The 26,814-nt window shown below is 62.2% G+C and carries 3 protein-coding genes; all 3 read left to right on the top strand.

Annotation, left to right across the window (positions count from 1 at the left end; genetic code table 11):
• The first annotated feature begins 11 nt into the window (after nucleotides 1–11).
• The 3 genes from H8S59_RS07085 to H8S59_RS07075 are packed head-to-tail and all read left to right on the top strand — an operon-like array spanning nucleotide 12 to nucleotide 26,196.
• Nucleotides 12–12,848: a non-ribosomal peptide synthase/polyketide synthase gene (locus H8S59_RS07085; RefSeq protein WP_187520949.1), complete on the top strand. Its 12,837-nt coding sequence runs from the start codon at nucleotides 12–14 to the stop codon at nucleotides 12,846–12,848.
• Complete coding sequence (locus H8S59_RS07080) at nucleotides 12,848–25,225, top strand: non-ribosomal peptide synthase/polyketide synthase (protein ID WP_187520948.1); 12,378 nt, start codon at nucleotides 12,848–12,850, stop codon at nucleotides 25,223–25,225. The genes H8S59_RS07085 and H8S59_RS07080 overlap by 1 nt, the downstream gene beginning before the upstream one ends.
• Nucleotides 25,222–26,196, top strand: coding sequence for an alpha/beta hydrolase (locus tag H8S59_RS07075; RefSeq protein WP_187520947.1), 975 nt, complete (start codon nucleotides 25,222–25,224; stop codon nucleotides 26,194–26,196). The genes H8S59_RS07080 and H8S59_RS07075 overlap by 4 nt, the downstream gene beginning before the upstream one ends.
• Nucleotides 26,197–26,814 lie beyond the last annotated feature (618 nt).

Raw genomic sequence — 26,814 nt, 5'->3', positions numbered from 1 at the left:
CAGGTGATGCCATGAATGACCCCTACGAAGCCGTCAACCTGGTTGAGGTGTTGCAGCAGCGTGCCTGCCAGACACCTGAAAAGATCGCACTGCGTTTCATCGCCGAAGACGGCGATCAACCACTCAGTTACCGGGAGCTGGACGAGCGTGCACGAGCCCTGGCTGTACAGATGCGCCAGCATGCCGCTTCGGGAGCGCGTGCGGTGTTGTTGCTGCCGAGTGGTCCAGATTACGTCACCGCCTTTTTCGCTTGTCTGTATGCGAACATTATTGCCGTTCCGGCCTATCCGCCAGAATCGGTACGCCCGCAGCATTTGATGCGCCTGCGCGCTATTCTCGACGATGCCGAGCCGAGCCTGGTACTGACCGATTCGACTCTGATCGAGGCTCTGCGCCCAGCCTGCGAGCGTAGCAACGGTGAGTCGTCACTGCTGCTGGCGGTCGATCAGGTGCCGAGCGCGCTGGCCGAACAATGGCAACTACCGACGCTGCATGACGACGACATTGCCTTTCTGCAATACACCTCTGGCTCCACGTCGACTCCCAAAGGGGTACAGGTCACTCAGGGCAACTTGTTGGCCAATGAGCGGCTGATTCGTCACGGGCTGTCGATTGGCGATGACGATGTGATGGTCAGCTGGCTGCCACTGTTCCATGACATGGGCTTGATTGGCGGTCTGCTGCAACCGATCTACAGCGGCGTTCCCTGCGTATTGATGTCGCCCCGTTACTTTCTCGAACGGCCGCAGCGCTGGCTCGAAGCGATCAGCAAGTACCGGGGGACCATCAGCGGCGGCCCTGACTTTGCCTATCGTCTGTGCTGCGAGCGACTCAAGGAATCCGCGTTCAAAGGCCTCGACCTGAGCTGCTGGCGACTGGCGTATTCCGGCTCCGAGCCGATCCGTCCCGACACGCTGGAACGCTTTGCCAACCAGTTTGCCGTGGCCGGATTCGACGAAAACGCCTGGTTCGCCAGTTACGGCCTGGCGGAAGCCACGTTGTTCGTCAGCGGCAGTCGGCGTGGTCAAGGTATTGCCCAGATTGAGGTGGATACCCACGCGCTGGCCGATAACCTCGGTCGCCCGGGCTCCGGCAGTCGTCTGGTCAGCTGTGGCTGGGGCCAGCCACAGCATCCGTTGATGCTGGTTGATCCGGTCAGCACTGAGCCGGTAGCCGAGGGCGGTGTCGGCGAAGTCTGGAGCTCTGGCCCGAGCGTGGCCAGCGGCTACTGGCGCAACCCACAAGCCACTGCCAAGAGCTTCATCGAGCGTGACGGCCGTGTCTGGCTGCGCACCGGCGACCTGGGTTTCATGCACGGCGGTGAGTTGTTTATCACCGGTCGCCTGAAAGACATGATCATTATTCGTGGCCAGAATCTGTACCCGCAGGATCTCGAACGCTGCGTTGAAGAAGAAGTGGACGTGGTGCGCAAGGGTCGTGTTTCGGCGTTCGCCATTGAACATGATGGCAATGAAGGGATTGGCATCGCTGCAGAAATCGGCCGTAGCGTGCGCAAGCTGGTGCCTGCAGAGTCGTTGATCAAGGCCATCAGTGAGGCCGTGGCAGAGCGTTTTCAGGAAGTCCCTGTGTTGATCGCGCTGCTTGAGCCGGGTGCCTTGCCAAAAACGTCCAGCGGCAAACTGCAACGTTCAGCCTGTCGCCAGGGCCTGGCCGACGGCAGTGTCGCCAGCTATGCCATACAGCGTGCCGGGCGGATGCTCGACGACGCAAAGCAGGACAATGCACCGCTCAGTGCTGCCGAACAGGCCATGGCCGAGTTGTGGACGCAGGTGCTGGATGCGTCTGTGACGCAGCGTGAAGCCAACTTTTTTGCCTTGGGCGGTAACTCGATCAAGGCAGCGCAACTGATGGCTCGACTGCGTGAACGCCAAGGTCACGCAGTGGAGTTGCGCCTATTGTTCGAGGCGCCACAACTGGACGCTTTCGTCGCCGCGCTGGGCAACCAGCCGCAGCACTCGGTCGCACCCGTCGTGCTGCTCGACCGTCAGGGCCTATTGCTGCCATCTGCTGCCCAGCAGCGTTTGTGGTTCCTGTGGAAGCTCGAGCCGCACAGCGCGGTGTACAACATTGGCGGCCGTTTGCGGCTGCGTGGTCAGCTCAATCTGACCGTGTTGCAGGAGGTTTTCGCGGCCTTGTTGCAACGGCATGAAGTGCTGCGCAGCCGTTTTATCGAGTCTGAAGACGGCGAGGTAACGCTGCAGTTTGCCGCGCCCGGTGCGGTCCCGCTCAGCGAGGTCAACCTCGGTTCCCTGGCCGACGCCGAGCGTGAAATCGAAGCCCGTGCCGATACCGAGCGCTTTATCGCTGAGCCGTTCGATCTGGCCAGCGGCCCATTGCTGCGTCTGCGTGTGCAGCAACTGGACACTGACCGGCAACAGCTGTTGCTGTGTGTGCATCACATCGTGGCCGATGGCTGGTCCCTGAACCTGCTGCTCGGGGAGTTCGCCGAGCTGTACAGTGCGCGACTGCAAGGTCGTGTAGCCGCTATCGCGCCATTGTCACGCCAATACCTGGACGTAGCCGAGGCCCAGCGCCAGCAACTGCAAGCGGGTGAGGGCGAGCGTCAGTTGCACTGGTGGAAAGAGCGTCTCGGCACCCGGCATGTGCCGCTGGAGCTGCCTTATGCGCTGCCTTACAACCCACAGCAAAGCCGACGTGCTGCGTTTATAGACGACAAACTGGGCGCTGAGCTGAGCGCGCAACTCGGCCAGTTGGCACTGCGCCATGGCGTCACCCCGGCGATGCTGTTGCTGGCGGCGTTCAATCTGCTGCTGCAACGCTATAGCGCAACCCACGACTTGCGCGTGGGCCTGACCCAGGCGGGACGCGAAAGTCTGGACAGCGAAGCGTTGGTAGGTTTCTTCGTTAATCTGCTGGTTCTGCGTTGCGAACTGCCTGCAGGTCTTACCCTGGCAGACCTGCTGCATCAGGTGCGAGACAACGTGCTGCAGGCGCAGGCGCATCAGTCTTTGCCGTTCGAACAATTGGTGGAGGCCTTGCACCCGGAGCGTGGTCACGGCCGTCATCCGCTGTGCCAGGTGGCCTTCGATTATCAGTGGCAAACCCGTGCCGCCGACAACCTCAGCGGCTTGCAGGTCGAAGCGCTGGAGCAGATCGACCTGCAAACGCCGTTCGATCTGGTGTTGCGTGTGCGTGAAAGCCAGGACGGCCTGCATCTGAACTTCTGCTATGCCAGCGAGGGCTATGCCGCTGCCGGCATGAACCGTCTGGCGAGTAACTTCCGGCGCTTGCTGCAAACCCTGCTGCAACAGCCTGCTGATCAGCCACTGCAGGCCTCGGCCTGGCTGCCTGAAAGCGAATGGCGTGACACCGCCGATTGGCCAGTGCAGGCTTTTACTCCGCTGAGCGAGCGGATTGCCGAGCAGTGTCTGGCGCTGGGCGACCGCCCAGCCCTGATTGACCAGCAGCATCAGCTCAGCTTTACCCAGTTGGAAACGCGTTCCAACGCACTGGCGAATCACCTCATCGCCCAAGGCATTGGCGCCGAAGTGCTAGTCGGTGTGGCCCTGCCGCGTGGAGTGGAAATCCCTCTCGCCCTGCTGGCGATCATGAAAGCCGGTGGCGCCTATGTACCGCTGGATATCGATTACCCGCGCGAGCGTCTGACGTGGTTGATACAGGACGCCGGTATTCACCGGGTACTGACCCACAGCAGCTTGCGCGACCGGTTGTCTCTGCCGGACGGTGTGCTGAGTCTGGAGCTTGATCAACTGGACCTGAGTCGCGAATCTACGCAGCGCCCGGCAGTGACTGTCGAGGCGCAAAACCTCGCGTACCTGATCTACACCTCGGGTTCGACTGGCCAGCCCAAAGGGGTGGCGGTCGCCCACGGCGAAATCGCCATGCATTGCCAGGCGATTGGTCAGCGTTATGCGATGAGCGCTGCCGACCGTGAGCTGATTTTCATGTCCTTTGCGTTCGACGGTGCTCACGAGCGCTGGCTGACGGCGCTGTCGCACGGGGCCAGTGTGCTGATTCGCGGTGACGAGCTGTGGACCGCCGAGCAAACCCTGAATCAACTGCGTGAACATTCGGTCAGCGTGGCGGCTTTCCCGCCGGCTTACCTGTTGCAGTTGGCCGAGGAGGCCGCGCGCCAAGGCCCTGTGCCGAGCATGCGGATCTATTGCTTTGGCGGCGACGCCGTGCCCGAAGCCAGTTTCGAACTGGCCCGGTGGCACCTCAAGGCCGAACATCTGATCAACGGCTACGGCCCGACCGAAACAGTGGTCACGCCTCTCTTGTGGAAAGCCGATGCCAGCGCCAAGTGCGGCGCGGCGTATGCGCCGATTGGCGAAGTGGTCGGCGCTCGTCGCCTGTACGTTCTCGATGACCAGTTGCAGCCTCTGCCACGTGGCGTCGCGGGTGAGCTCTACATCGGCGGTGAAGGCTTGGCGCGGGGTTATCACCAGCGTCCGGCAATGACCGCCGAGCGTTTTATTGCTGATCCGTTCAGCGCTGCTGGCGGCCGTTTGTACCGGACCGGTGACCGGGTTCGCCTGCGTGAAGACAACGCCATGGACTATCTGGGGCGTGTTGACCAACAGGTAAAAATTCGTGGCTTCCGGATCGAACCCGGGGAAATAGAAGCGCGCCTGCAAGCGTTGCCGGGCGTTCATGCGGCGGCGGTATGCGCCCGTGAGTCGGCACAGGGTCTGCAACTGGTAGGCTACGTGGCTGCCGTCAGCGGTCAGTCATTGAGCACCGACAGCTTGAAAGCAGCACTGCGCGATCAGGTGCCGGACTACATGGTGCCTGCACACATTCTGCTGCTCGACAGCCTGCCGCTGAACATCAACGGCAAGCTGGACCGCAACGCGCTGCCCGAGCCCCAAGGGCAGGGTGCCGAGTTTGTTGCACCACTGGACGGCCTCGAAAGCCAGGTAGCGGCGATCTGGAGTGAAGTGCTCGGCGTGGCGCGTGTCGGTCGTCAGGATGATTTCTTTGATCTGGGCGGGCACTCGCTGCTGGCGACTCAGGTGGTTTCGCGGATCAAGCGTGACCTGGGCCTGGAATGCCCATTGCGTACCCTGTTCGAATGCTCACGGTTGAACGAGTTCGCGGCGCGACTGGCTGCCCAGGACGTCTCGACCAGCACTCACCCAGAGCTACGGGCCCTGCCGCGCAATGGCACGATGCCGCTGTCACCCGCCCAGAGCCGCCTGTGGTTCTTCTGGCAGATGGAACCGCAAAGCGCGGCCTACAACGTGCCCGGTGCGCTGCGTTTGCGCGGTGCGCTGGATCTTGCCGCGCTGCGTCGCGCTTTCAATGCGCTGGTACAGCGCCACGAAACCTTGCGTACTCGTTTCGACGAAATCGACGGCCACCCATGCCAGGTCATCGAGTCCGCGCAACCATTGCCTCTGGTCGAACATGACCTGTCTGGCGTCGTTGATGCTGAGCAGCAGGCACGACAATTGGCGGCAACCGAAGCGCTGCAACCCTTCGATTTACGCGAGGGACCGTTGCTGCGTCTAAGCCTCATTCGTTTGGGTGACGATCACCACGTGCTGCTGTTGACCATGCACCACATGGTCTCCGACGGCTGGTCGATCCGGGTACTGGTCAATGAGTTCAGTGAGCTTTATGGCGCATTCACGGCGCAGCGCGAACCGGTTCTGGCTCCGCTGTCGGTGCAATACGCTGACTATGCCCAGTGGCAACGCGAACTGTTGGCCAGCGCCGAGGGCGCGCGGCAGCTTGCCTGGTGGAAGGAGCGTCTGGGCACCGACCAGACCGTGCTCGAACTGGCGACCGATCGTCCGCGTCCTGCCGTACAAAGCTACCGTGGCGCGAGCCTGGGCTTCGAACTGGACGGCGAGCTTGGTACTCGCCTCAAGGCGTTGGCCAAAGCGCATGACGTGACGTTGTTCATGCTGCTGCTGGCCGCTTACGGTGTCTTGCTCAGGGGCTACAGCGGTCAGCGTGACCTGCGTATTGCGGTGCCGGTGGCCAGTCGGCAGCAGATGGAAACCGAAGGCCTCATCGGCTTCTTCGTCAACACTCAGGTCATGCCGTGCCACATAGACGACTCAGCCAGCTTTGCTGCGCTGCTCGCCGAAACCCGTCAACTGGCACTCGGCGCCCAGGCCAACCAGGACTTGCCGTTCGAACAACTGGTAGAAGCCTTACAGCCCGAGCGCAGCCTGGCGCATAACCCTTTGGTGCAGGTGAAATTCAACTTCGGCTTTGATGTCAGTGTGCTGCCGAATGCCGGCGACCTGCGGCTTGAGCTGTTCAGTGAAGAGCAATACGGCGCACGGTTCGACCTCGCGCTGGACATGGCCGAAGGGCAGGACAACGTGCTGCGCGGCAGTTTTGTCTATGCCAGCGACTTGTTTGATGCACCGAGCGTGACGGCCATGGCGCAGACCTTCCGCCAGCTGCTTGCTCGTCTCTGTGAAGCACCGGCAGGTCCGTTGTCCGAGCTGCCGCTGGCGGCATTGGGCGAGGCTGCCGAGTTGCGCGGCGAACTGCAGCAGTGGCCGTTCAGCGATGTGCTGGCCGGGTTCGCCGCTCAAGTCGTGACACGGCCAGAGGCGATTGCCGTGCAGGCCTGGGATGGTCAGTTGAGTTATGCCCAGCTTGACGCTGCAACCAATCGACTGGCGCGACGCTTGCAGGCCGCCGGTGTGCAACCGGGCGACCGCGTGGCGCTGTGTCAGGCGCGCAGCAGCCAGTGGGTGCTGATGTTGTTGAGCGTCATGAAGGCGGGGGCGGCTTACGTGCCACTGGACCCGGCGCTGCCGTTGGCGCGGCTGCAACGTATCGTGGTCGAAAGTGGCGCCCGTTGTGTGTTGCTGGGTGATCCGGCATGGCTAACCAGCTTCGGTGATGCGGCACTGTTGGTCGATGCTGGCAGCGAGGACGGTTTCTCCGACGCCGCACTGTCACTGCCTGTCGATGTTACCAACGCAGCCTACGTGATTTTCACCTCCGGTTCGACCGGGCAACCCAAGGGCGTGGTGGTCAGCCACGGCGCCTTGGCCAACTACGTTCAAGGCATTCAGGCACGTTTGGATCTGTGCGCCGGGCAGGGCATGGCGATGGTCTCGTCGGTGGCCGCCGACTTGGGCAACACCACGCTGTTCGGGGCGTTGTGCTCCGGTGGCCGACTGTGTCTGGCGAGCCAGGATGATGTAGCGGATGCCGAATGTTTTGCCGCCTTCATGCAACAGCATGCGGTGGATGTACTGAAGATTGTTCCCGGTCATCTCAGTGGCTTGCTCGCCGCACTGCCCGAAGCCCGGCTGCTGCCGCGTCAACTGTTGGTAGTAGGGGGCGAGGCATGCGACCGCAGCCTGCTGCAGCAGGTGCGCGAACTGGCACCGGCTTGCCGCATCGTCAACCACTATGGTCCGAGCGAAGCGACAGTCGGTGTCCTGACCCATGAGCTGTTGCAGGACGCCGAACTGCCGTTGGGCGCGCTGGCAATCGGTCGGCCATTGCCCAACTGCCACGTGCGGATTGTCGACGAGTACCGCAACCCGTTGCCGGTTGGCGTGCCGGGTGAGCTGTTGATTGGAGGTGCCGGGCTGGCTGATGGCTACCTTAGCCAGCCTGAGTTGAGCGCCGAGTATTTCGTGCACATCGACGGTGAGCGTCTGTACCGCAGCGGTGACCGCGTGCGCCTGCGCCATGACGGCCTGATCGAGTTCCTCGGACGTCTCGATGAGCAGGTCAAGATTCGTGGTTACCGGGTTGAGCTGGGGGAAATTACCCAAGCCCTGAAAGCGCTGCCCGGCGTCAGTGCTGCGCTGGTACTGGCCGAGCGCGAAGCCGAGGGGCCATTGCGCCTGTTGGCATGGTGCGTCAGCAGTGCCGGCGACGCTGAAAGCCTGCGTCAGGCACTGGCGGAGCAAGTTCCGGAATACATGCTGCCTGCACAGTTGATGCTGCTGCCGAGCATTCCATTGACTGCCAACGGCAAGGTTGATCGCCAGGCACTGCCTCGTGGCCCGGTGGTGGAGGCTGGCAGTGCGCCGGAAGCGGCGATGAACGAACTGGAAAGCCAGTTGGCCGCCATCTGGCAGGCCGTGCTGAAGGTTGAAACGGTGCGTGCCGAAGACAACTTCTTCGAACTGGGTGGCGACTCGATTCTCAGCCTGCAAATCATCTCGCGTATCCGCAAGCTGGGTTACAAACTCAGCCCCAAACAGCTCTTCGAGCGTCAGAGTGTTCGCCAACTGGCGCAGTGGCTGGAAAGTCGCGGCCCGGCCAAACCGGTGGCGACAGCCGCCGCAGCTGCCGTGGCGGTCAGTGGCGAGTTGCCGTTGGCGCCGGTGCAGGCGCGGTTCTTCGAGCGGGTCCAGAGTGACCAGCGCAATCACTGGAACCAGGCAATTTTGCTGCAACCCAAGTCGCCGCTAGATCTGGACAGCCTGGAGCGTGCGCTGCACTGGTTGCTCGGTCAGCACGACAGCCTGCGCTTGCGCTTCGACAGCCGCACCCAGCCTGTGCGGCAGGTCTATGCCGAGCCGGGTTTGCTGGACCTGACGCTGCTGTGGCGTCGCCGTGCCAGTGATGAGCAGACTCTGGAACGCCTGTGTGACGAGGCGCAACGCAGCCTTGACCTGAACGCAGGTCCGTTGCTGCGAGCGATGCATGTCAGACTGGAAGATGGCAGCGAGCGCCTGTTACTGGTTATTCATCACCTGGCGGTAGACGGTGTGTCGTGGCGGGTGCTGCTGGAAGACCTCGAAAGCGCCTACCGTCAATTGTTGGCGGGCAAGACTGCGACGCCACGGATTAAAAGTGACAGCTATCAGGCCTGGGCCCAGCGTCAGCATGCCTTCGCCAACAGCGCCGAGTTGCACGCCGAACTGGGTTACTGGCAGGCGCAGCTGCAAGACGCCCCGGCTTTGCCACAGTCGCGCAGTGATGCTCGCACCACCTGGCGCGAAGCCGCACACTCAGGCTTCAGCCTGGACAGCGAAGCTACCCGGCAACTGCTCGGCCCGGCTCAGCAGGCGTACCGCACCCAGATCAACGACCTGTTACTCACCGCACTGGCCCGCGCGCTGTGCAGTTGGAGCGGTGCCGAACAGGCGCTGATCGAACTGGAAGGCCATGGCCGCGATGCTTTTGATCAGGGGGCGGCACTGGACCTGAGCCGAAGCGTGGGCTGGTTCACCAGTCTTTACCCTGTGCGCCTGAGTCCTCAAGGCGATGCCGGTGCTTCTTTGAAAGCCATCAAAGAGCAGTTGCGTGGCGTGCCGCGTGCCGGTATCGGGTACGGCTTGCTGCGCTACCTCAGTCCATTGGGTGCCCAGTTACAAGAGCTGCCGCCAGCGCGAGTGACCTTCAATTATCTGGGACAGTTCGATCAGCAGTTCACTGATTCGGCATTCCTTCCGGCCAGTGAGTCGGTCGGCCGCAGCCATGCCGATGACGCGCAATTGGGCAACTGGCTGGTGTTCAACGGCAAAGTGCTCGGCGGTTGTCTGCAGTTGGAGTTGCATTACAGCCGCGAGATGTTCGACGCCGCACTGATTGACCAATTGTTGAGCGTGCTGCAGGCCGAGCTTCAAGGTTTGTTGCAGCACTGTCTGCAAGCCGCTCCGGCGCTGACCCCAAGTGACCTGCCACTGGCGGGCCTTGGTCAGGCCACGCTGGACAGCTTGCCGGTGGACGCCAGTAACCTCGAAGACTTGTATCCGCTGGCGCCGATGCAGCAGGGCATGCTGTTCCATGCCCTTGATGTGCCGGGCTCGGCGCTCTACGTCAACCAACTGCGCGTGGACCTGGACAACCTCGACGAAGCCCGCTTCGTGGCTGCCTGGCAGCAGGTGCTGAGCCGCCATGCCACGCTGCGCAGTGGCTTTCTGACTGAAGGCCTTGAAGTGCCTTTGCAGTTCGTATTGCGCCACGCCGAACTGCCGGTGGAGCATTTCGATTGGCGCGAGCGCAGTACCGACCGGGTAGCGCTAGACGCATTGGCCGACAGTCAGCGCCAACGCGGTTTCGACCTGGCGCGTCCGCCCTTGCAGCGTCTGGCACTGGTACGCCTCGGTGAGCAGCGCTTTCACTTGCTGTGGACCTGTCATCACCTGTTGCTGGACGGCTGGAGCAGTGCACGTTTGATCGGTGAAGTGCTGGCCGCTTATCAGGGCAGCAGCCTGCCGCCGGTTGCGGGCCGCTACCGTGATTACATCGCCTGGTTGCAAGCGCAGGATGCTAGCCTCGGTGAGCACTTCTGGCGTCAGCGTCTGGCTGATTTCGACGAGCCGACGCTGTTGGCAACCGCCTGCGCGGGCAGCTATGTCGTCGAACCGACTCGCGAGGTGCGCAGCCAGTTCGATGCTGCAGCCAGCCAGCGTTTGCAGCAGTTTGCCCAGCAACAGCGCGTGACCCTCAATACCCTGTTGCAAGGGGCGTGGCTGTTGCTGCTGCAACGCTACAGCGGTCAGTCGCGTGTAGCCTTCGGGGCCACCGTGGCCGGGCGTCCGGGCAACTTGCCGGGTGCCGAGGACATGCTCGGGCTGTTCATCAATACCCTGCCCATCGTTCAGCAACCGCAGGCCGCTCAAGGACTGGGTGACTGGCTGCGTGAATTGCAGGCCTACAACCTGGAAGTGCGCGAGTTCGAACACAGCCCGCTGTACGACATCCAGCGCTGGGCCGGGCGTGGTGGTCAGGCATTGTTCGACAGCATTCTGGTGTTTGAGAATTTCCCGATGGATGCCGCGCTCACGCATTCGGCGTCAGGCGAAGACGGCCTGCGTATCCTCGGTCACCAACCGGTGGACTCCACCAACTACGCGCTGACCCTGGTCGCCAGTGCCGGTGAGTGCCTGGATGTGCGTTACGGTTATCGTTCCGAGCGCTTCTGCGCCAGCCAGGTCGAGCGTCTGCGCGAGCATTTCGAGTGCCTGCTGCTGAGCTTCTGTGACAGCGCCGAGAAAGCACTGGCGCACTTGCCGATGCTGGCCGCGTCTGAGCGCGAGCAGTTGCTGCATGGCTGGAACGACACCACCACTGACTTCCCCGATCAGGTGCAACTGCAAACCCTGATCGAACAGCAAGTCACCGCCACACCTGACGCCTTGGCCGTGCAGTTCGGCAATCAGCAACTCAGCTACCGCGAACTCAACGCACGCGCCAACCAACTGGCTCGTTGGCTGCGGGAGCAGGGTGTAGGCCCGGATGTGCTGGTTGGTGTGTGCGCAGAGCGTTCACTGGAACTGGTGCTGGCCTTGCTGGCCATCGTCAAGGCCGGTGGTGCTTACGTGCCGATGGATCCGGACTACCCGCGTGAACGTCTGGAACACATGCTCGGCGACAGCGGTGTGCAACTGTTGCTGACTCAGCAGCACTTGCTTGAGCAACTGCCCGCCAGTGCCGCGCAGACCTTCTGCCTGGACAGCCAGTGGCCTGAGTTGCAGGCGCTGGATGCCAGCGATCTGCCAACCCTGGGCAGCCCGCAGAACCTGGCGTATCTGATTTACACCTCCGGCTCCACCGGCAAACCCAAGGGTGCAGGCAACAGCCATGCGGCGCTGATCAACCGTTTGCACTGGATGCAGAAGGCGTATCAGTTGGATCACACCGACCGCATCCTGCAAAAGACCCCGTTCAGTTTCGACGTGTCGGTCTGGGAGTTCTTCTGGCCGTTGCTGACCGGCGCTGCGCTGGTGGTGGCAGAGCCTGGCGCGCATCGCGACCCGCTGGAATTGCGTCGGGTGATCAACGACGGTCAGGTCAGTGTGCTGCACTTCGTGCCGTCGATGCTGCAAGCCTTTGTCATCTCCGGCGAGCTGGAACACTGCCCATCATTGAAACAGGTGATGTGCAGCGGCGAAGCGCTGCCTTACGAGCTGCAACAGCAGTTCCGTCAACGCCACAGTGCACAGCTGCACAATCTGTATGGCCCGACCGAGGCGGCCATCGACGTCAGCTACTGGGCCTGCGATGAAGAAAATGATCGGCATCAGGTGCCGATTGGCCGACCTATCGACAACCTGCGGCTGTACATCCTTGATGCGTTCCTGGAACCCGTGCCGCAAGGTGTTGCGGGCGAGTTGTACATCGGTGGCGTGGGCCTGGCGCGGGGCTACCATCTGCGTCCGGGGCTGACCGCCGAGCGTTTCGTGGCCGACCCCTTCACGGCGGGCGAACGGCTGTATCGCACCGGCGACCTGGCTCGCTGGCGCGCAGACGGCGCCATCGAATACGTCGGGCGTATCGATCATCAAGTGAAGATCCGCGGATTGCGTATCGAACTGGGTGAAATCGAAGCCCGCCTGCAAGGACTGGAATCGGTCGAAGAGGCCGTGGTGATTGCCCGCGACACGCCGCAAGGCAAGCAACTGGTGGGCTATGTGGTGGTTCATGGCACTGAAGGCAGCGACAGCGAAAGCCTGCGCCGTGAACTGCTGGAGCACCTGCCGGAATACATGGTGCCTGCGCAGATTCTAGTGCTGCCCGCCATGCCGCTGTCGCCTAACGGCAAGCTGGACCGCAAGGCCTTGCCTGCACCGGAGTTCGCTTCCAGTCCGCGTGGTTATGTCGCGCCGGGCACTGAACTTGAGCAGCAACTGGTCGAGATCTGGCAGAGCGTGCTGGGGATCGAAAAGGTCGGCATCACTGACGACTTCTTCGAACTGGGCGGGCACTCGCTGCTCCTCACTCAGGTCGGCATGACCCTGCGCAAGCGTCTGAACGTGGAGTTGCCGCTGCACCGATTGTTCGAATTGAGTTCCATCCAGGCGTTGGCCGCTCACCTGCAGGCTCAACCTGACGCTGCGCAAAATAAACAGGTTGATCTGGACCTGATGGACGAGTTGCTGGGCGAGTTGGAGAATTTTTGATGAGTAACACCGAACAACAGAAGTTGCAGCAAGTTGCCGAACGCCTGGCCGCTCTGCCGGAAGACCGCCAGCTGATTTTCCTGCGTCAACTGGGCGAAAAAGGTGTGCGCCTGGAGCGCCTGCCGATTGTGCGTCAGCCCTGTGAGCAGGCACCGTTGTCGGCTGCGCAAAGCCGCTTGTGGTTTCTGTGGCAGATGGAACCGCACAGCGCGGCCTACAACATCCCGGCGGCGGTGCGGCTGCGCGGTGAGCTGGACGAAGGGGCGCTGCAACACAGTTTTGCGGCCCTGATCGCCCGCCACGAAAGCCTGCGCACGCTGTTTCGCGAAGTAGAGGGGGAGCATGGCTCGCAAGCTGTCCAAGTGATACTGCCGAGCCTTGAACCGCAGCTGCAACGTTTTGATCTGAGCACGCTGCCCGTTGAACAGCGCGAGGCACGTGCCCGTGAACAACTGGAGCACGCGGCGCGGCAACCCTTTGATCTGAGCACTGGGCCGCTGCTGCGTCTGGCGCTGATTCGGCTCGATGCCCGCGAACACATCCTGCTGCTGACACTGCACCATATCGTCTCTGACGGCTGGTCGATGGGGGTGCTGACCGACGAGTTCGCCAGCCTGTATACCGCGCACGTCAGCGGTGCGGCGGCGCAACTGGAAGCCTTGCCGGTTCAGTACGCCGACTATGCGCGATGGCAGCGCTTGTGGATGGCTGCTGGTGAGGGCGACCGTCAACTGGAATACTGGACCCGGCAATTGGGCGGCGAAGCGCTGGTGCTGACCCTGCCCAGTGACCGCCCACGCCCGGCAGTGCAGAGCTACCAAGGTGCGGCGCTGGACTTCCAGTTGCCGGCAGCCTTGAGCAGCGGCCTGCGCGAACTGGCTCGCAGCCAGGGCGCAACGCTGTTCATGCTGTTGTTGGCGGCGTATCAGGTGCTGCTGTTTCGTTACAGCGGCCAGCGTGAGCTGCGGGTCGGTGTGCCTGTGGCCAACCGTGGTCGGGGGGAGAGCGAACGGCTGATCGGTTTCTTCGTCAACACTCAGGTGTTGGGCACGGAGATGAATGAGCACGAAACCTTCGTCGCGTTTCTGGACCGCACCCGTCAGGCGGTACTCGGGGCCCAGGCCCATCAGGACTTGCCGTTCGAGCGTCTGGTGGAGGTTTTGCAGCCAGAGCGCAGCCTCAGCTACAACCCTTTGTTTCAGGTGGCCTACAACCATTTGCCGAGTCAGCGCGACGGCTTGCGCGAACTGCCTTCAGCCGATGGTCGCGGGCTGACCCTGGAAAGCCTCGAACTGGACGTTGGCATCGCCAAGTTCGACCTGATGCTGAGCACCGAAGAGAGCCGTGATGGCCGGGTGCGCGGTCAGCTTAGCTACGCTACCGATTTGTTCAATACTGCGAGCATTGCGCAGATGCGCGAGCATTTCCTGCACCTGTTGCAGGCGCTGCTCAATGATCCACGCCAGGCAGTCGGCCGCTTGCCCATGCTCTCGGGCAATGATCGCGAACAGTTGCTGCACGGCTGGAACGACACCACCACTGACTTCCCTGATCAGGTGCAGTTGCAAAGCCTGATCGAACAGCAAGTCGCTGCAACGCCGGATGCCCTGGCGGTGCAGTTCGGCAATCAGCAACTGAGCTACCGCGAACTCAACGCACGCGCTAACCAACTGGCTCGTTGGCTGCGTGAGCAGGGTGTAGGCCCGGATGTGCTGGTCGGTGTGTGCGCGGAACGTTCGCTGGAACTGGTGCTGGCCTTGCTGGCCATCGTCAAGGCCGGTGGTGCTTACGTGCCGATGGACCCGGACTACCCGCGTGAACGTCTGGAACACATGCTCGGCGACAGCGGTGTGCAACTGTTGCTGACCCAGCAGCACCTGCTTGAGCAATTGCCCGCCAGTGCCGCGCAGACCTTCTGCCTGGACAGCCAGTGGTCTGAGTTGCAGGCGCTGGACGCCAGCGATCTGCCAACCCTGGGCAGCCCGCAGAACCTGGCGTATCTGATTTACACCTCCGGCTCCACCGGCAAACCCAAGGGTGCAGGCAACAGCCATGCGGCGCTGATCAACCGTCTGCACTGGATGCAGAAGGCGTATCAGTTGGATCACACCGACCGCATCCTGCAAAAGACCCCGTTCAGTTTCGACGTGTCGGTCTGGGAGTTCTTCTGGCCGTTGCTGACCGGCGCTGCGCTAGTGGTTGCAGAGCCGGGTGCTCATCGTGACCCATTGGAATTGCGTCGTGTGATCAACGAAGGTCAGGTCAGCGTGCTGCACTTCGTGCCGTCGATGCTGCAAGCCTTTGTCATCTCCGGCGAGCTGGAACACTGCCCATCACTGAAACAGGTGATGTGCAGCGGCGAAGCTCTGCCTTACGAGCTGCAACAGCAGTTCCGTCAACGCCACAGTGCACGGCTGCACAATCTCTATGGCCCGACCGAAGCGGCCATCGACGTCAGCTACTGGGCGTGCGACGAAGAAAATGATCGGCATCAGGTGCCGATTGGCCGACCTATCGACAACCTGCGGCTGTACATCCTTGATGCGTTCCTGGAACCCGTGCCGCAAGGTGTAGCGGGCGAGTTGTACATCGGTGGCGTGGGCCTGGCGCGGGGTTATCACCTGCGTCCGGGGCTGACCGCCGAGCGTTTCGTGGCCGACCCCTTCACCGCGGGCGAACGGCTGTATCGCACCGGCGACCTGGCTCGCTGGCGTGCAGACGGCGCCATCGAATACGTCGGGCGTATTGATCATCAAGTGAAGATCCGCGGATTGCGTATCGAACTGGGTGAAATCGAAGCCCGCCTGCAAGGGCTGGAATCGGTCGAAGAGGCCGTGGTGATTGCCCGCGACACGCCGCAAGGCAAGCAACTGGTGGGCTATGTGGTGGCTCATGGCACTGAAGGCAATGACAGCGAAAGCCTGCGCCGTGAACTGCTGGAGCACCTGCCGGAATACATGGTGCCTGCGCAGATTCTAGTGCTGCCCGCCATGCCGCTGTCGCCTAACGGCAAGCTGGACCGCAAGGCCTTGCCGGAGCCTGACTTCAGCCAGCAACAGAAGCAATACCAGGCCCCGCGTGATGAGCGCGAGACCCTGCTGGCAGAGATCTGGCAGTCGGTTCTGGGCATTGAACGGGTCGGTATCGACGACAATTTCTTCGAGTTGGGCGGCGATTCGATTGTCTCGATTCAGGTGGTCAGCCGTGCCCGCCAGGCCGGCTTGCAACTGAGCCCGAAAGACCTGTTCCTGCACCAGACCCTGAAAGCCCTGGCCGCTGTTGCGCGTCAGGGTGACAGTGTGGCCGTGGTCAACGCACCGGCCAGCGGCCGCACGCCGTTACTGCCGATCCAGCACTGGTTCTTCGAACAGCAACTGCCACACCGCGCACACTGGAACCAGTCGGTATTGCTCGGTTGCCAGCAACCATTGGACAGCGCCGTGCTGGCGCGCGCCCTCGGGCACGTCTGCCAACTGCATGATGGTTTGCGCCTGCGTTTCGGCGATGAGCCGAGCAGTGCCGAATATGCCGTCTACGAACAGGATCCCGAGTTGCTGTGGATTCGTCAGGCCGCAGATGCCGACGAATTGCTGATGCACTGCGAGGCGGCCCAGCGCAGCCTGGATTTGAGCCAGGGCCCACTGTTGCGTGCGCTGTTGGTGGACTTGGCCGATGGCAGCCAGCGCTTGCTGTTGGCGATTCATCACCTGGTGGTGGATGGCGTTTCCTGGCGAATATTGCTTGAAGACCTGCAGACGGCTTACCGGCAACTGGCGAGCGGAGTCAGCGTGCAACTGCCACCGCGCAGCAGCTCGTTCCAGCAATGGGCCGAGCGACTGGCGGCCCATGCCCACAGCGCCGAAATGAGCGCCGAACTGAAATACTGGCAGACCAGCCTGCAAGGTCCGAGCGGTGATTTACCAGCGCGTGACCCACAGGCCAGCCTGAGCGGCCGCCATGCGCGCACGCACAGTGTCGAACTGGACGCCGCGACCACCGCCGCCTTGTTGCAGCAGGCCCCTGCGGTGTTTCGCACGCAAGTCAACGATCTGCTGCTCACCGCCCTGACCCGCAGTCTGTGCGCCTGGACGGGCGAAACCTCGGCGCTGGTGCAGCTCGAAGGACATGGCCGCGAAGCACTGTTCGACGACCTCGATCTAAGCCGCACGGTCGGCTGGTTCACCAGCCTGTTTGCCCTGCGCCTGCACGACGGTGGTGAGCCGATAGCAACGCTGAAGTCGGTCAAGGAACAACTGCGTGGCGTACCGCAGCGTGGCCTGGGCTATGGTCTGCTGCGTTACCTGGGTGGCGAAGGGCAAAGCTTTGCCGCACTGCCGCAGGCGCGGGTTACGTTCAACTATCTGGGGCAGTTTGACCACAGTTTTGGCAGCGATGCCTTGTTCCAGCCTGCCAGCGAAAAATCGGGCGCCAACCGTGATGCCGAGGGTGCGCTGAGCAACTGGTTGAGCGTTGACGGCCAAGTCTTTGGCGGCAAGTTGAGCCTGCGCTGGACGTACAGCACAGCGATGTTCGATGACACAGCCATCGAGGCGCTGGCCCAGTCTTATGTCGAGCAATTGCAGGGTTTGATTGCACTGTGCCTGGAGGAAGGCGCGGGCGGTGTGACACCGTCTGACTTCCCGTTGGCAGGCGTGGAGCAAACGCAGCTTGATGCCTTGCCGCTGGCCGCTCGGCAAATCGAAGACCTTTATCCGCTGGCACCGATGCAACAGGGCATGCTGTTCCATGCCTTGTATGAAAACGAGGGTGGGGTTTACGTCAACCAGTTACGCGTCGACATCGACGGTGTTGATGCCGAGCGCTTCCGTACGGCCTGGCAGGCTGCGCTGGACAGCCACGACAATTTGCGTGCGAGCTTCCTTTGGGAAGGTCTGGCGCAACCGCTGCAATTGATTCATCGGCAACTCAAACTGCCGCTGGAAGTACTCGACTGGCGCCATCGCGACGATCAGGCCAGCGCCCTCGATGCGCTGGCTGAAGCGCAACGCGCCGCAGGTTTTGCCCTTGATCAACCGCCACTGTTACGGCTGGTGCTGGTGCGTTGTGACGAGCGGCGTCACCAGTTGATCTATACCCATCACCACATCCTCATGGACGGCTGGAGCAACGCGCAGCTGTTTGCCGAAGTGTTGCAGCGCTACGCCGGGCAAACCGTCGCACCCAGTGGTCATTACCGCGATTACATTCAGTGGCTGCAAGGCCGTGATGTGGCCGCCAGCGAGGCTTTCTGGCAGACGCAACTGGCGGTGCTGGACGCGCCGACCCGCTTGGCAGAATGTGTGCCGCAGAGCCCTGCGCAGGACGGTTTTGGTCAGGTACAGCACTTGTTGACCGTTGCGCAGGGCGCACGCTTGAGTGCGTTTGCCCGTCAGCATAAAGTCACCGTCAACACCGTGTTGCAGGCGGCCTGGGCGTTGCTGCTGCAGCGCTACAGTGGCCAGGCCACCGTGGTTTTCGGCGCGACCGTGGCCGGGCGTCCGGCTGAGCTGGCCGGGATCGAGCAACAGTTGGGCCTGTTCATCAACAGCCTGCCGGTGGTGGTCAGCCTGTGCGACGAACAGCCACTGGCAGATTTCCTGCAAGCTTTGCAGGTGCAGAACCTGCAACTGCGCGAACACGAACATACGCCGCTGAGCAGCATCCAGCGCGCATTTGCTCAAGGCGGCGAAGCGCTGTTCGACAGCCTGTTGGTGTTCGAAAACTATCCGGTTGCCGAGGCCTTGCGTCAGGCTCCTGGTGGTTTGAGTTTTTCCGGCATGCAGGCGCAGGAAAACACCAACTACCCGTTGACGCTGATGGTTGCTCAGGGCGAGCGACTGCGCTTGAACTTTGACTACCGTTGCAGCCATTTCCACGCGGACACCGTGCAGAGCATCGGCGACCAACTGTTGCACCTGCTCTGGCAGTTCTGTGCCGACGGTCGCCAGCCGCTGGGCGAAATCGGCTTGCTGGACAGCAGCGTACGTCAGCGCGTGCTGCGTGATTTCAACGCCAGCGCCATGGACTACCCGCGTCAGGCCTGTCTGCATCAGTTGATCGAGCAACAGGCTGCGCTCAATCCCCAGGCGCTGGCACTGGACGATGGCAGTACCCGGCTTAGCCACGCGCAGTTGAACGCCCGCGCCAATCGTCTGGCCCGCTGGTTGCGTGCTCAGGGTGCAGGCCCTGATTGTGCGGTCGGCGTTGCACTGGAACGTAGCGTGCAGTTGCCGGTGGCGTTGCTGGCGGTGCTCAAGGCTGGCGCTGCGTATGTGCCGCTGGATCCTGAGTTCCCTGCCGAGCGTCTGGCGCACATGCTGGCCGATAGCCAAGTGCGCTTGCTGTTGACCCAAGAGCATTTATTGAGCGAACTGCCGGACCGCCAGGCGCAGGTGTTCTGCCTGGACCGCGACTGGTCGCAGTTGGGCAGTCTGGCCGAGCACGATCTGCGCCCGGATGAATTGCAACGGCCAGTGAACATCGACGACCTGGCGTATGTGATCTACACCTCCGGCTCCACCGGCAAGCCCAAAGGCGTGGCCGTGCGTCATGGCGGGGTGGTCAACTTTATGTCAAGCATGGCTCGGGAACCGGGCCTGACGGCCCGCGACCGGGTGCTGGCGCTGACTTCGCTGTCCTTCGACATTTTCGCCCTGGAGCTGTACCTGCCGTTGCTGGTCGGTGGCAGCGTGCAACTGGTGGACCGTGATTGCGCCCGAGACCCGGCGCGGCTGTTGGCCACTGTGCTGGAAAAAGGTGTGACGGTGATTCAGGCGACGCCGTCGACCTGGACGCTGCTCAGCGCCCATGAGGATTTCTCGCGCCTGCAGGGCTGTCGTTTCTTCTGCGGTGGTGAGGCGCTGTCGGTCGAGTTGGCAGCAGTGCTCAGTGCCCAGGCGGATGAGCTGTGGAACCTTTATGGCCCGACCGAAACCACCATCTGGTCTGCGGCCTGGCGTATCCCTCATGGCGGTCGGGCGTTGCTCGGCAAGCCGATTGCCAACACCCAGCTCTACGTCCTGGACGCTGCACTGCAACCGCTGCCAGCGGGTGTCGCCGGGGAGCTCTACATCGCCGGTGACGGCCTGGCGCGTGGTTATCACGCACGGCCGGGGCTGACTGCCGAGCGCTTTGTAGCAGATCCGTTCAATGCGCAGGGCGGTTGCATGTACCGCACTGGTGATCTGGCGCGCTGGAGTCAGGACGGTGTGCTGGAGTATTTCGGGCGTATCGACCATCAGGTCAAGGTGCGTGGTTTCCGTATCGAACTGGGCGAAATCGAATCGTGCCTGTTGGCGTGCGACGGTGTGCGTGAAGCGGTAGTGATTGCCCGCGAAACCTCATTGGGCAAGCAACTGCTGGGCTACGTTGTCGCTGACGGCGAAGCCGCTCCTGGGCCGGAGGCGCTGCGCGCTGCGTTGCAGGCTCAACTGCCGGATTACATGGTGCCTGCGCAGGTAACGGTGTTGGCGCGCATGCCACTGACGCCGAATGGCAAGCTCGACCGCAAGGCCTTGCCAGACCCGGATTTCAGCAGTTTGCAAAAGCGTTATCAGGCGCCGCGCAGCGAGCTGGAACAGCATTTGGCCCAGCTGTGGCAGCAGGTGCTGGGGCTGCAACAGGTCGGCATCGACGACAACTTCTTCGAGCTGGGCGGCGACTCCATCATGTCTATCCAGTTGGCTGGCCGCGCACGTCAGGCCGGGCTGCAACTCAGCCCGCGACAACTGTTTGGGCACCCAACCGTCGCGCAGCTGGCGCAGGTGATCACTGCTGTGGGCGCGCCTGTAACTAGCAGCGTCAGCGACTCGACCGCTGCACAAACGGGGCACTTCCCGCTGGCGCGTCTGGACGCTGGGCAGATCGAGAAGCTGGGACTGGACCTGACTCAGGTCGAGAACCTCTATCCGCTGTCACCCATGCAGCAGGGCATGCTGTTCCATGCGCTGGACAATCCTGGATCAGGGCTGTACGTCAATCAGATCAGCGTACCGGTCGAGGGGCTCGACAGCACACGTTTCGCCCAGGCCTGGCGCCGCGCCGTGGCTCGCCATGACACGCTGCGCAGTGGCTTCATCTGGCAAAGCGGCCTGCGTGAACCGTTGCAGGTGGTGTATGCCACGGCCCCGGCGCAGTTGCGCCTGCGTGACGATGTGCAGGATATCGTCGCCTTTGCCGAAGCGGATCGTCTGGAAGGTTTCGACCTGGCTCGGCCGCCACTGCAACGCCTGACGCTGATTGATCTGGGCGAGGGTCGCCAGCATTTGATCTGGACCACTCATCACTTGCTGATGGACGGCTGGAGTGGCGCGCAACTGATCAAAGAGGTGCTGCAACTGTATGCAGGCGCTGAATTGCCAGCCGTCAGTGCGCGCTATGCGGACTACATCGGCTGGCTGCAACGCCAGGATGGGGTGGCAGCCGAAGCGTTCTGGCGTGCCCGCCTGGCCCAGGTGCAGCAGCCGACACTGCTTGCCGACAGTCTGTCGCGCCCGGCCGAAGGTGAGGGGCACGGCCTGAGTTACAGCCACTACGATGCGACGGCCACCGAGCGCTTGAAAACCTATGCGCGCAGCCAGCGCATCACCCTCAATACCTTGCTGCAAAGTGCCTGGCTGCTGCTGTTGCAGCGTTATACCGGGCAGCAACAGGTGGTCTTCGGTGCCACGGTGGCCGGGCGTCCGGCACAATTGCCGGGTATCGACAGCCTGCTCGGGCTGTTCATCAATACCTTGCCGATTGCCCAGGCCCCCCAGGCTCAGGATGATTTGGGCGAATGGCTGCGTCAGTTGCAGGCTTACAACGCAGAGGTACGCGAGTTTGAACACACGCCGCTGTATGACATTCAGCGTTGGGCCGGACACAGCGGTCAGGCCTTGTTTGACAGCATCATCGTGTTCGAGAACTATCCGGTAGACGAGGCTCTGCGCCGTGGTGCCGGTAACGGCCCGCGCTTTGGCGAGCTGAGCCTGAAAGACGTAACCAATGTGCCGATGGATTTGGCCATACGTGTGGGTGAAGGCCTGGAGATTGAGTACCAGTACCTGCGCAGCCATTTCGATGCGGTGGCGGTCGAGCGGATTCGCGGCAACATGGAGCAGATACTCGACGCCATGGTCGCTGGTCAAGCGCGCTTCATTGGCGATCCACAATGCCTGTCCGAGGCTGATCGCAGTGCTCTGAGCAATTGCTGTGGCCCGCATCAGGCTCGCTTGCCGGCGCCGCCGGTGCATCTGGCGATTGCAGATCAGGCGCGCCTGCGTCCGTCGTCAACTGCCTTGCTGTGTGGCACAGAACAGCTCGAGTACGCCGCGCTGGAGCTTGGCTCCAATCAATTGGCGCATCATTTGATCAGCCTGGGTATCGGGCCGGAAGTGCGGGTCGGCGTGGTGCTGCCTCGCGGGGTTGCGATTCCGCTGGCACTGCTGGCGGTGCTCAAATCGGGCGGGGCTTACGTGCCGCTCGACGCGGATTACCCGCGTGAGCGTCTGGCGTTCCAGATGGCCGATGCCGGAATTGCGTTGCTGATTACCGACAGCCGACTGCGTGAGCGCTTGCCGCTGCCCGACGGCGTGCTGTGTCTGGAGCTCGACACGCTGGATCTGAGCACCGAACGCAGTGATCTGCCGTCGGTAAAACTGGAGCCTGAAAACCTCGCTTACATCATTTACACCTCAGGCTCCACGGGGCAGCCGAAGGGCGTCAGCGTGGCCCATGGACCGTTGGCGATGCATTGTGCCGCGATTGGCGAGCTATACGAAATGGACAGCTCGACCCGCGAGCTGCACTTCATGTCGTTCGCGTTCGACGGTGCTCACGAGCGCTGGCTGACCACGCTGGTACACGGTGGCAGTCTGGTGCTGCGTGGTGAAGAGTTGTGGACACCGGAGCAGGTCTACACGGTGTTGCACGAACAGCGCATTGATGTGGTTGCCTTCCCTCCGGCCTATCTGCAACAACTGGCCGAGCACGCCCTGCGTGACGGTAATCCGCCGCCGGTCCGGATCTACTGCTTCGGTGGTGATGCTGTGCCAAACGCCAGCTTTGAACTGGCCAAAAAGGCGCTGCGTCCACAGTGCATCACCAACGGTTACGGGCCAACCGAAACGGTGGTGACCCCGCTGCTCTGGAAAGCCGACGCAAACACGGCTTGCGATGCGGCGTACGCGCCGATTGGTAAAAGCGTAGGTGCACGTCAACTGCATATCCTCGATCCGGACCTGCGCCCGGTGCCATTAGGTGTGGCGGGTGAGCTGTACATCGGTGGCGAAGGTCTCGCTCGCGGTTACCATCAGCGTCCGGACTTGACTGCCGAGCGTTTCGTGGCTGACCCGTTCAGCACAGACGGCGGCCGCTTGTACCGCACAGGCGATCTGGTGCGTGGCCGCGTCGATGGCGTGATCGACTATGTCGGGCGTATCGATCATCAGGTGAAAATTCGCGGGTTCCGTATCGAACTCGGGGAAATCGAAGCGCGTTTGCAGGAGCACCCGCAGGTTCGTGAAGCGCTGGTCGTCGCCCGCGACGGCCATAGCGGCAAGCAACTGATCGGCTATGTGGTCAACCACCCAGGCGTTGCGCTGAGTGGCGACGACTTGCGCAGTTACCTGCGCGCACGGCTGCCGGACTACATGGTGCCGGTGCAGGTCATGCTGCTGGAGCGCATGCCGTTGTCGCCTGCCGGCAAGCTCGACCGCAAAGCGCTTCCGGAGCCGCAATGGAACAGCGGCAGCTCGTATGTTGCACCGCGTAATGCCACCGAGCAGGTTCTGGCCGCGATCTGGCAAGAGGTGCTGCAGGTTGAGCAAGTCGGCATTCACGATAACTTCTTCGATCTGGGTGGCGACTCGATTCTCAGTCTGCAAGTGATTTCCCGGGTGCGTCAGGCCGAAGGCCTTGGGCTTGAGATCCGTCTGCGTGATCTTCTGCAATACCAGACCATTGCCGGTCTGTTGGAACGTGCCCAAGAGAGCACCGAAGCGGGTGCTGCCGAGCCACAGGCGGTGGCCGAAAGTGTCGGTGATGAAGCGTTCGGGCTGATCCCGATTCAGCAATGGTTGTTCGAGCAGGACCTGCAAGCACCTGAGCACTTCAACCAGGCGATCCTCTTGCAGTGCCGAGAACCGCTGGACGTGGTGCATCTGGCTGCGGCGTTGCAAGCGATACTCAGCGAGCACGCCAGCCTGCGCCTGGCGTTTGTTCGCGGCAACGATGGCCAGTGGCGCCAGCGCTACTGCGAGCTGAGCGAACTGCAGGACGGACTGCGCGCCGACCCGGTGTTGTGGCTGCGTGACGCACTGGACAGCGAGGCCGCGCTGGCGATTGCCAACCAGGCCCAGCGCAGTCTGGACATTACCAACGGACGTTTGCTGCGGGCGGTTTACAGTGAGTTGGCCGACGGCAGTCAACGACTGTTGCTGGTGGCTCACCACTTGGGTATCGACGGTGTCTCGTGGCGGATTCTGCTTGAAGACCTGCAACAGGCTTATACGCAGCTGTGTAACGGCCAGGAGCCGCGCTTCAGTGCGCGTACCAGCAGCTATCGGGCCTGGGCGCAAAGTCTGCGCGAGTATGCTGCGCATCCGCGTCTGCTGGCCGAGCTGCCGTACTGGTTGGAACAGACCGAGCCTGCGGGCCTGGGCGAACCGTCGCCGGACAACCCGCGTGGCAGCCAGCGCGTAGCGCATATGCAACAGGTGCAGTTACGCCTGGACCGCGACTTGACGGCGCAATTACTGAAAGTTGCACCCGAGGCGTACCGCACGCAGATCAACGATTTGCTGCTCACGGCGCTGGGCCGCGTGCTGTGTCGCTTCAGTGACAGCGAGTCGGTGTTGCTCGGTCTTGAGGGCCATGGCCGCGAGGACATTTTCGAAGGCCTGGATCACAGTCGCACGCTTGGCTGGTTCACCAGTCTGTTCCCGTTGCGCCTGACGCCGGGGCAGGGCGGTTATGCCGAGTCGGTTGTTGCCACTCGCGAGCAACTGCGTGCGGTGCCTGATAAAGGTATCGGGCATGGCGTGCTGCGTTACCTGGGTGATGCCCAGACGCGCCGCTTGCTGGCAGGCAGGGTGCAACCGCGTGTGACCTTCAACTACCTGGGGCAATTCGACCAGAGCTTTGATGACAAGGCGCTGTTTGCGCCGCTGCAGGAGCGTCCCGGCGATGCGTATGCGGCCAGTGCACCGCTGAACAACTGGCTGGAGATCATCGGTCAGGTTTACGACGGTGAGCTGGCATTACGTTGTCTGTTCAGTAGTCGAGTGTTCCGCACCACGACCGTCGAACAACTGATGGCGTTGTACCGCCAGGAACTGCAAGGCCTGATCCAGCACTGTTGCGCACAGGTCGCTGAACGCGAGCAGATGCCGGTATGAGCCGAACACTAGTTAACGAGGTGAGTATGTTGCACCCGGATATTTCTGCCTTTCTCGATATGGTTGACGAAGGCCGCCAGGCCGGACGTCCGGCGCTTCATGAGCTGAGCGTCGCGCAGGCGCGTGAAGAGTTCGAAGCCTCTTCGCAGGCGCTCAAGGCCAGTGCGCCGCTGATGCCGGTCGAGCATTTGCTGTTGCCTGGGCGGCAAGGGCATGAATTGCCAGCGCGTCTGTACCAACCGGTATCCGACGCGTCGGCACCCAGGCCGGTGTTGCTGTATCTGCATGGGGGCGGTTACACGGTGGGCAGTCTGGATTCTCACGATGGTCTGTGCCGTTCGCTGGCCCAGGCCTGTGGCTGTGCGGTGCTTGCACTGGGTTACCGGCTGGCGCCTCAAGCGCCATTCCCGGCAGCGCTGGATGACACCCGCGACGCCTGGGACTGGCTGCAAAAGAATGCCGCGTCTTACGGCCTCGACGTGAAGCGCATTGCTGTCGCCGGTGACAGTGCCGGGGCCACTCTGGCCAGTGTGCTGGCCGCCCAATTGGCCAGCGAGGGCGGGCCGCAGCCGCGAGCGCAGTTGCTGTTCTATCCGGCAACTGACGCAACCCGGCGCAGCGAATCTCAAGAGCTGTTTGCGGAAGGTTATTTGCTGGAAACCGCCAGCCTGGACTGGTTCTATCAGCACTACGCAGCGGATCTGGCACAGCGTCATGACTGGCGTTGTTCACCGCTGTATGCGGCTGATGCATTGCGCGGCAGTGCGCCTGCCTTGCTGTATGCCGCGGAATACGACCCGCTGCTGGACGAGGGCCTGGCCTATGCCGAGGCGTTACGTGAACAGGGCGTCTCGGTGCACGCGCAGCTGTGTCATGGCATGACCCATGACTTTCTGAGGATGGGCGGGCTGGTGCCCGAAGTGGGCAGCTACTTCCGGCAAGCGGCGCAGTTTCTCTCGCGTCACTGGTAAATATCGAGTGAAGCCTGAACAGGCCTCTGTTCAGGCTTCACCACGATTGGCATAGGTATCTACACAACTTTCATGCAGAAATTCTTGTGTACATATCCGTTACCGCGTTATGGGTTGATATTGGTTGCGCCCTTACGGCGCCTCACTTTTGGGGCCCAAAAGTAAGCAAAAGGCTCTTGCCCCACCACTGGGTCCCTCGCTGTCGCTCGGCATACCCGTAATCCGACATTGCTGCGTGGGGCCGCTGCCACCGGCCATCCATGGCCTGAAGCAGCTAAACCGGCATCCCTGCCGGTTTGCCCCACGCAGCAATGTCGAATTCCGGCCGTCGTGGTTTAACGGGGCGCCTAAGGTCAAAATCTAAAGCAGATCAAAAGCCAAAGCGTGGTATCAGGTGCTGCCCGACTCATCGTTGATGACTATCGCCAGCAAACCAGCGCTTATAGCGCGGTAAGTTCACACATCAGGTCGGCTTTCAGGCCGCCGTGTTTTTGATCTGGGGCGCCCCGTTAAACCACGCTGGCCGAACGGAGATTCTGAAGCGTGGGCAACCCGGCAGGACGCCGGGTTAGCTGCACCGGGCCATGGATGGCCCATTGCAGCGGCCCACGGTTCAGG

The organism is Pseudomonas folii (genome assembly GCF_014357575.1).
GTDB lineage: Bacteria > Pseudomonadota > Gammaproteobacteria > Pseudomonadales > Pseudomonadaceae > Aquipseudomonas > Aquipseudomonas folii.
The sequence above is the reverse complement of the archived record's forward strand: the minus strand, read 5'-3'. Positions and strand labels throughout refer to the sequence as shown.

Coding starts and splice junctions, on each gene's coding strand:
- H8S59_RS07085 (WP_187520949.1), top strand. CDS start 12: ATGAATGACCCCTACGAAGCCGTCAACCTGGTTGAGGTGTTGCAGCAG.
- H8S59_RS07080 (WP_187520948.1), top strand. CDS start 12,848: ATGAGTAACACCGAACAACAGAAGTTGCAGCAAGTTGCCGAACGCCTG.
- H8S59_RS07075 (WP_187520947.1), top strand. CDS start 25,222: ATGAGCCGAACACTAGTTAACGAGGTGAGTATGTTGCACCCGGATATT.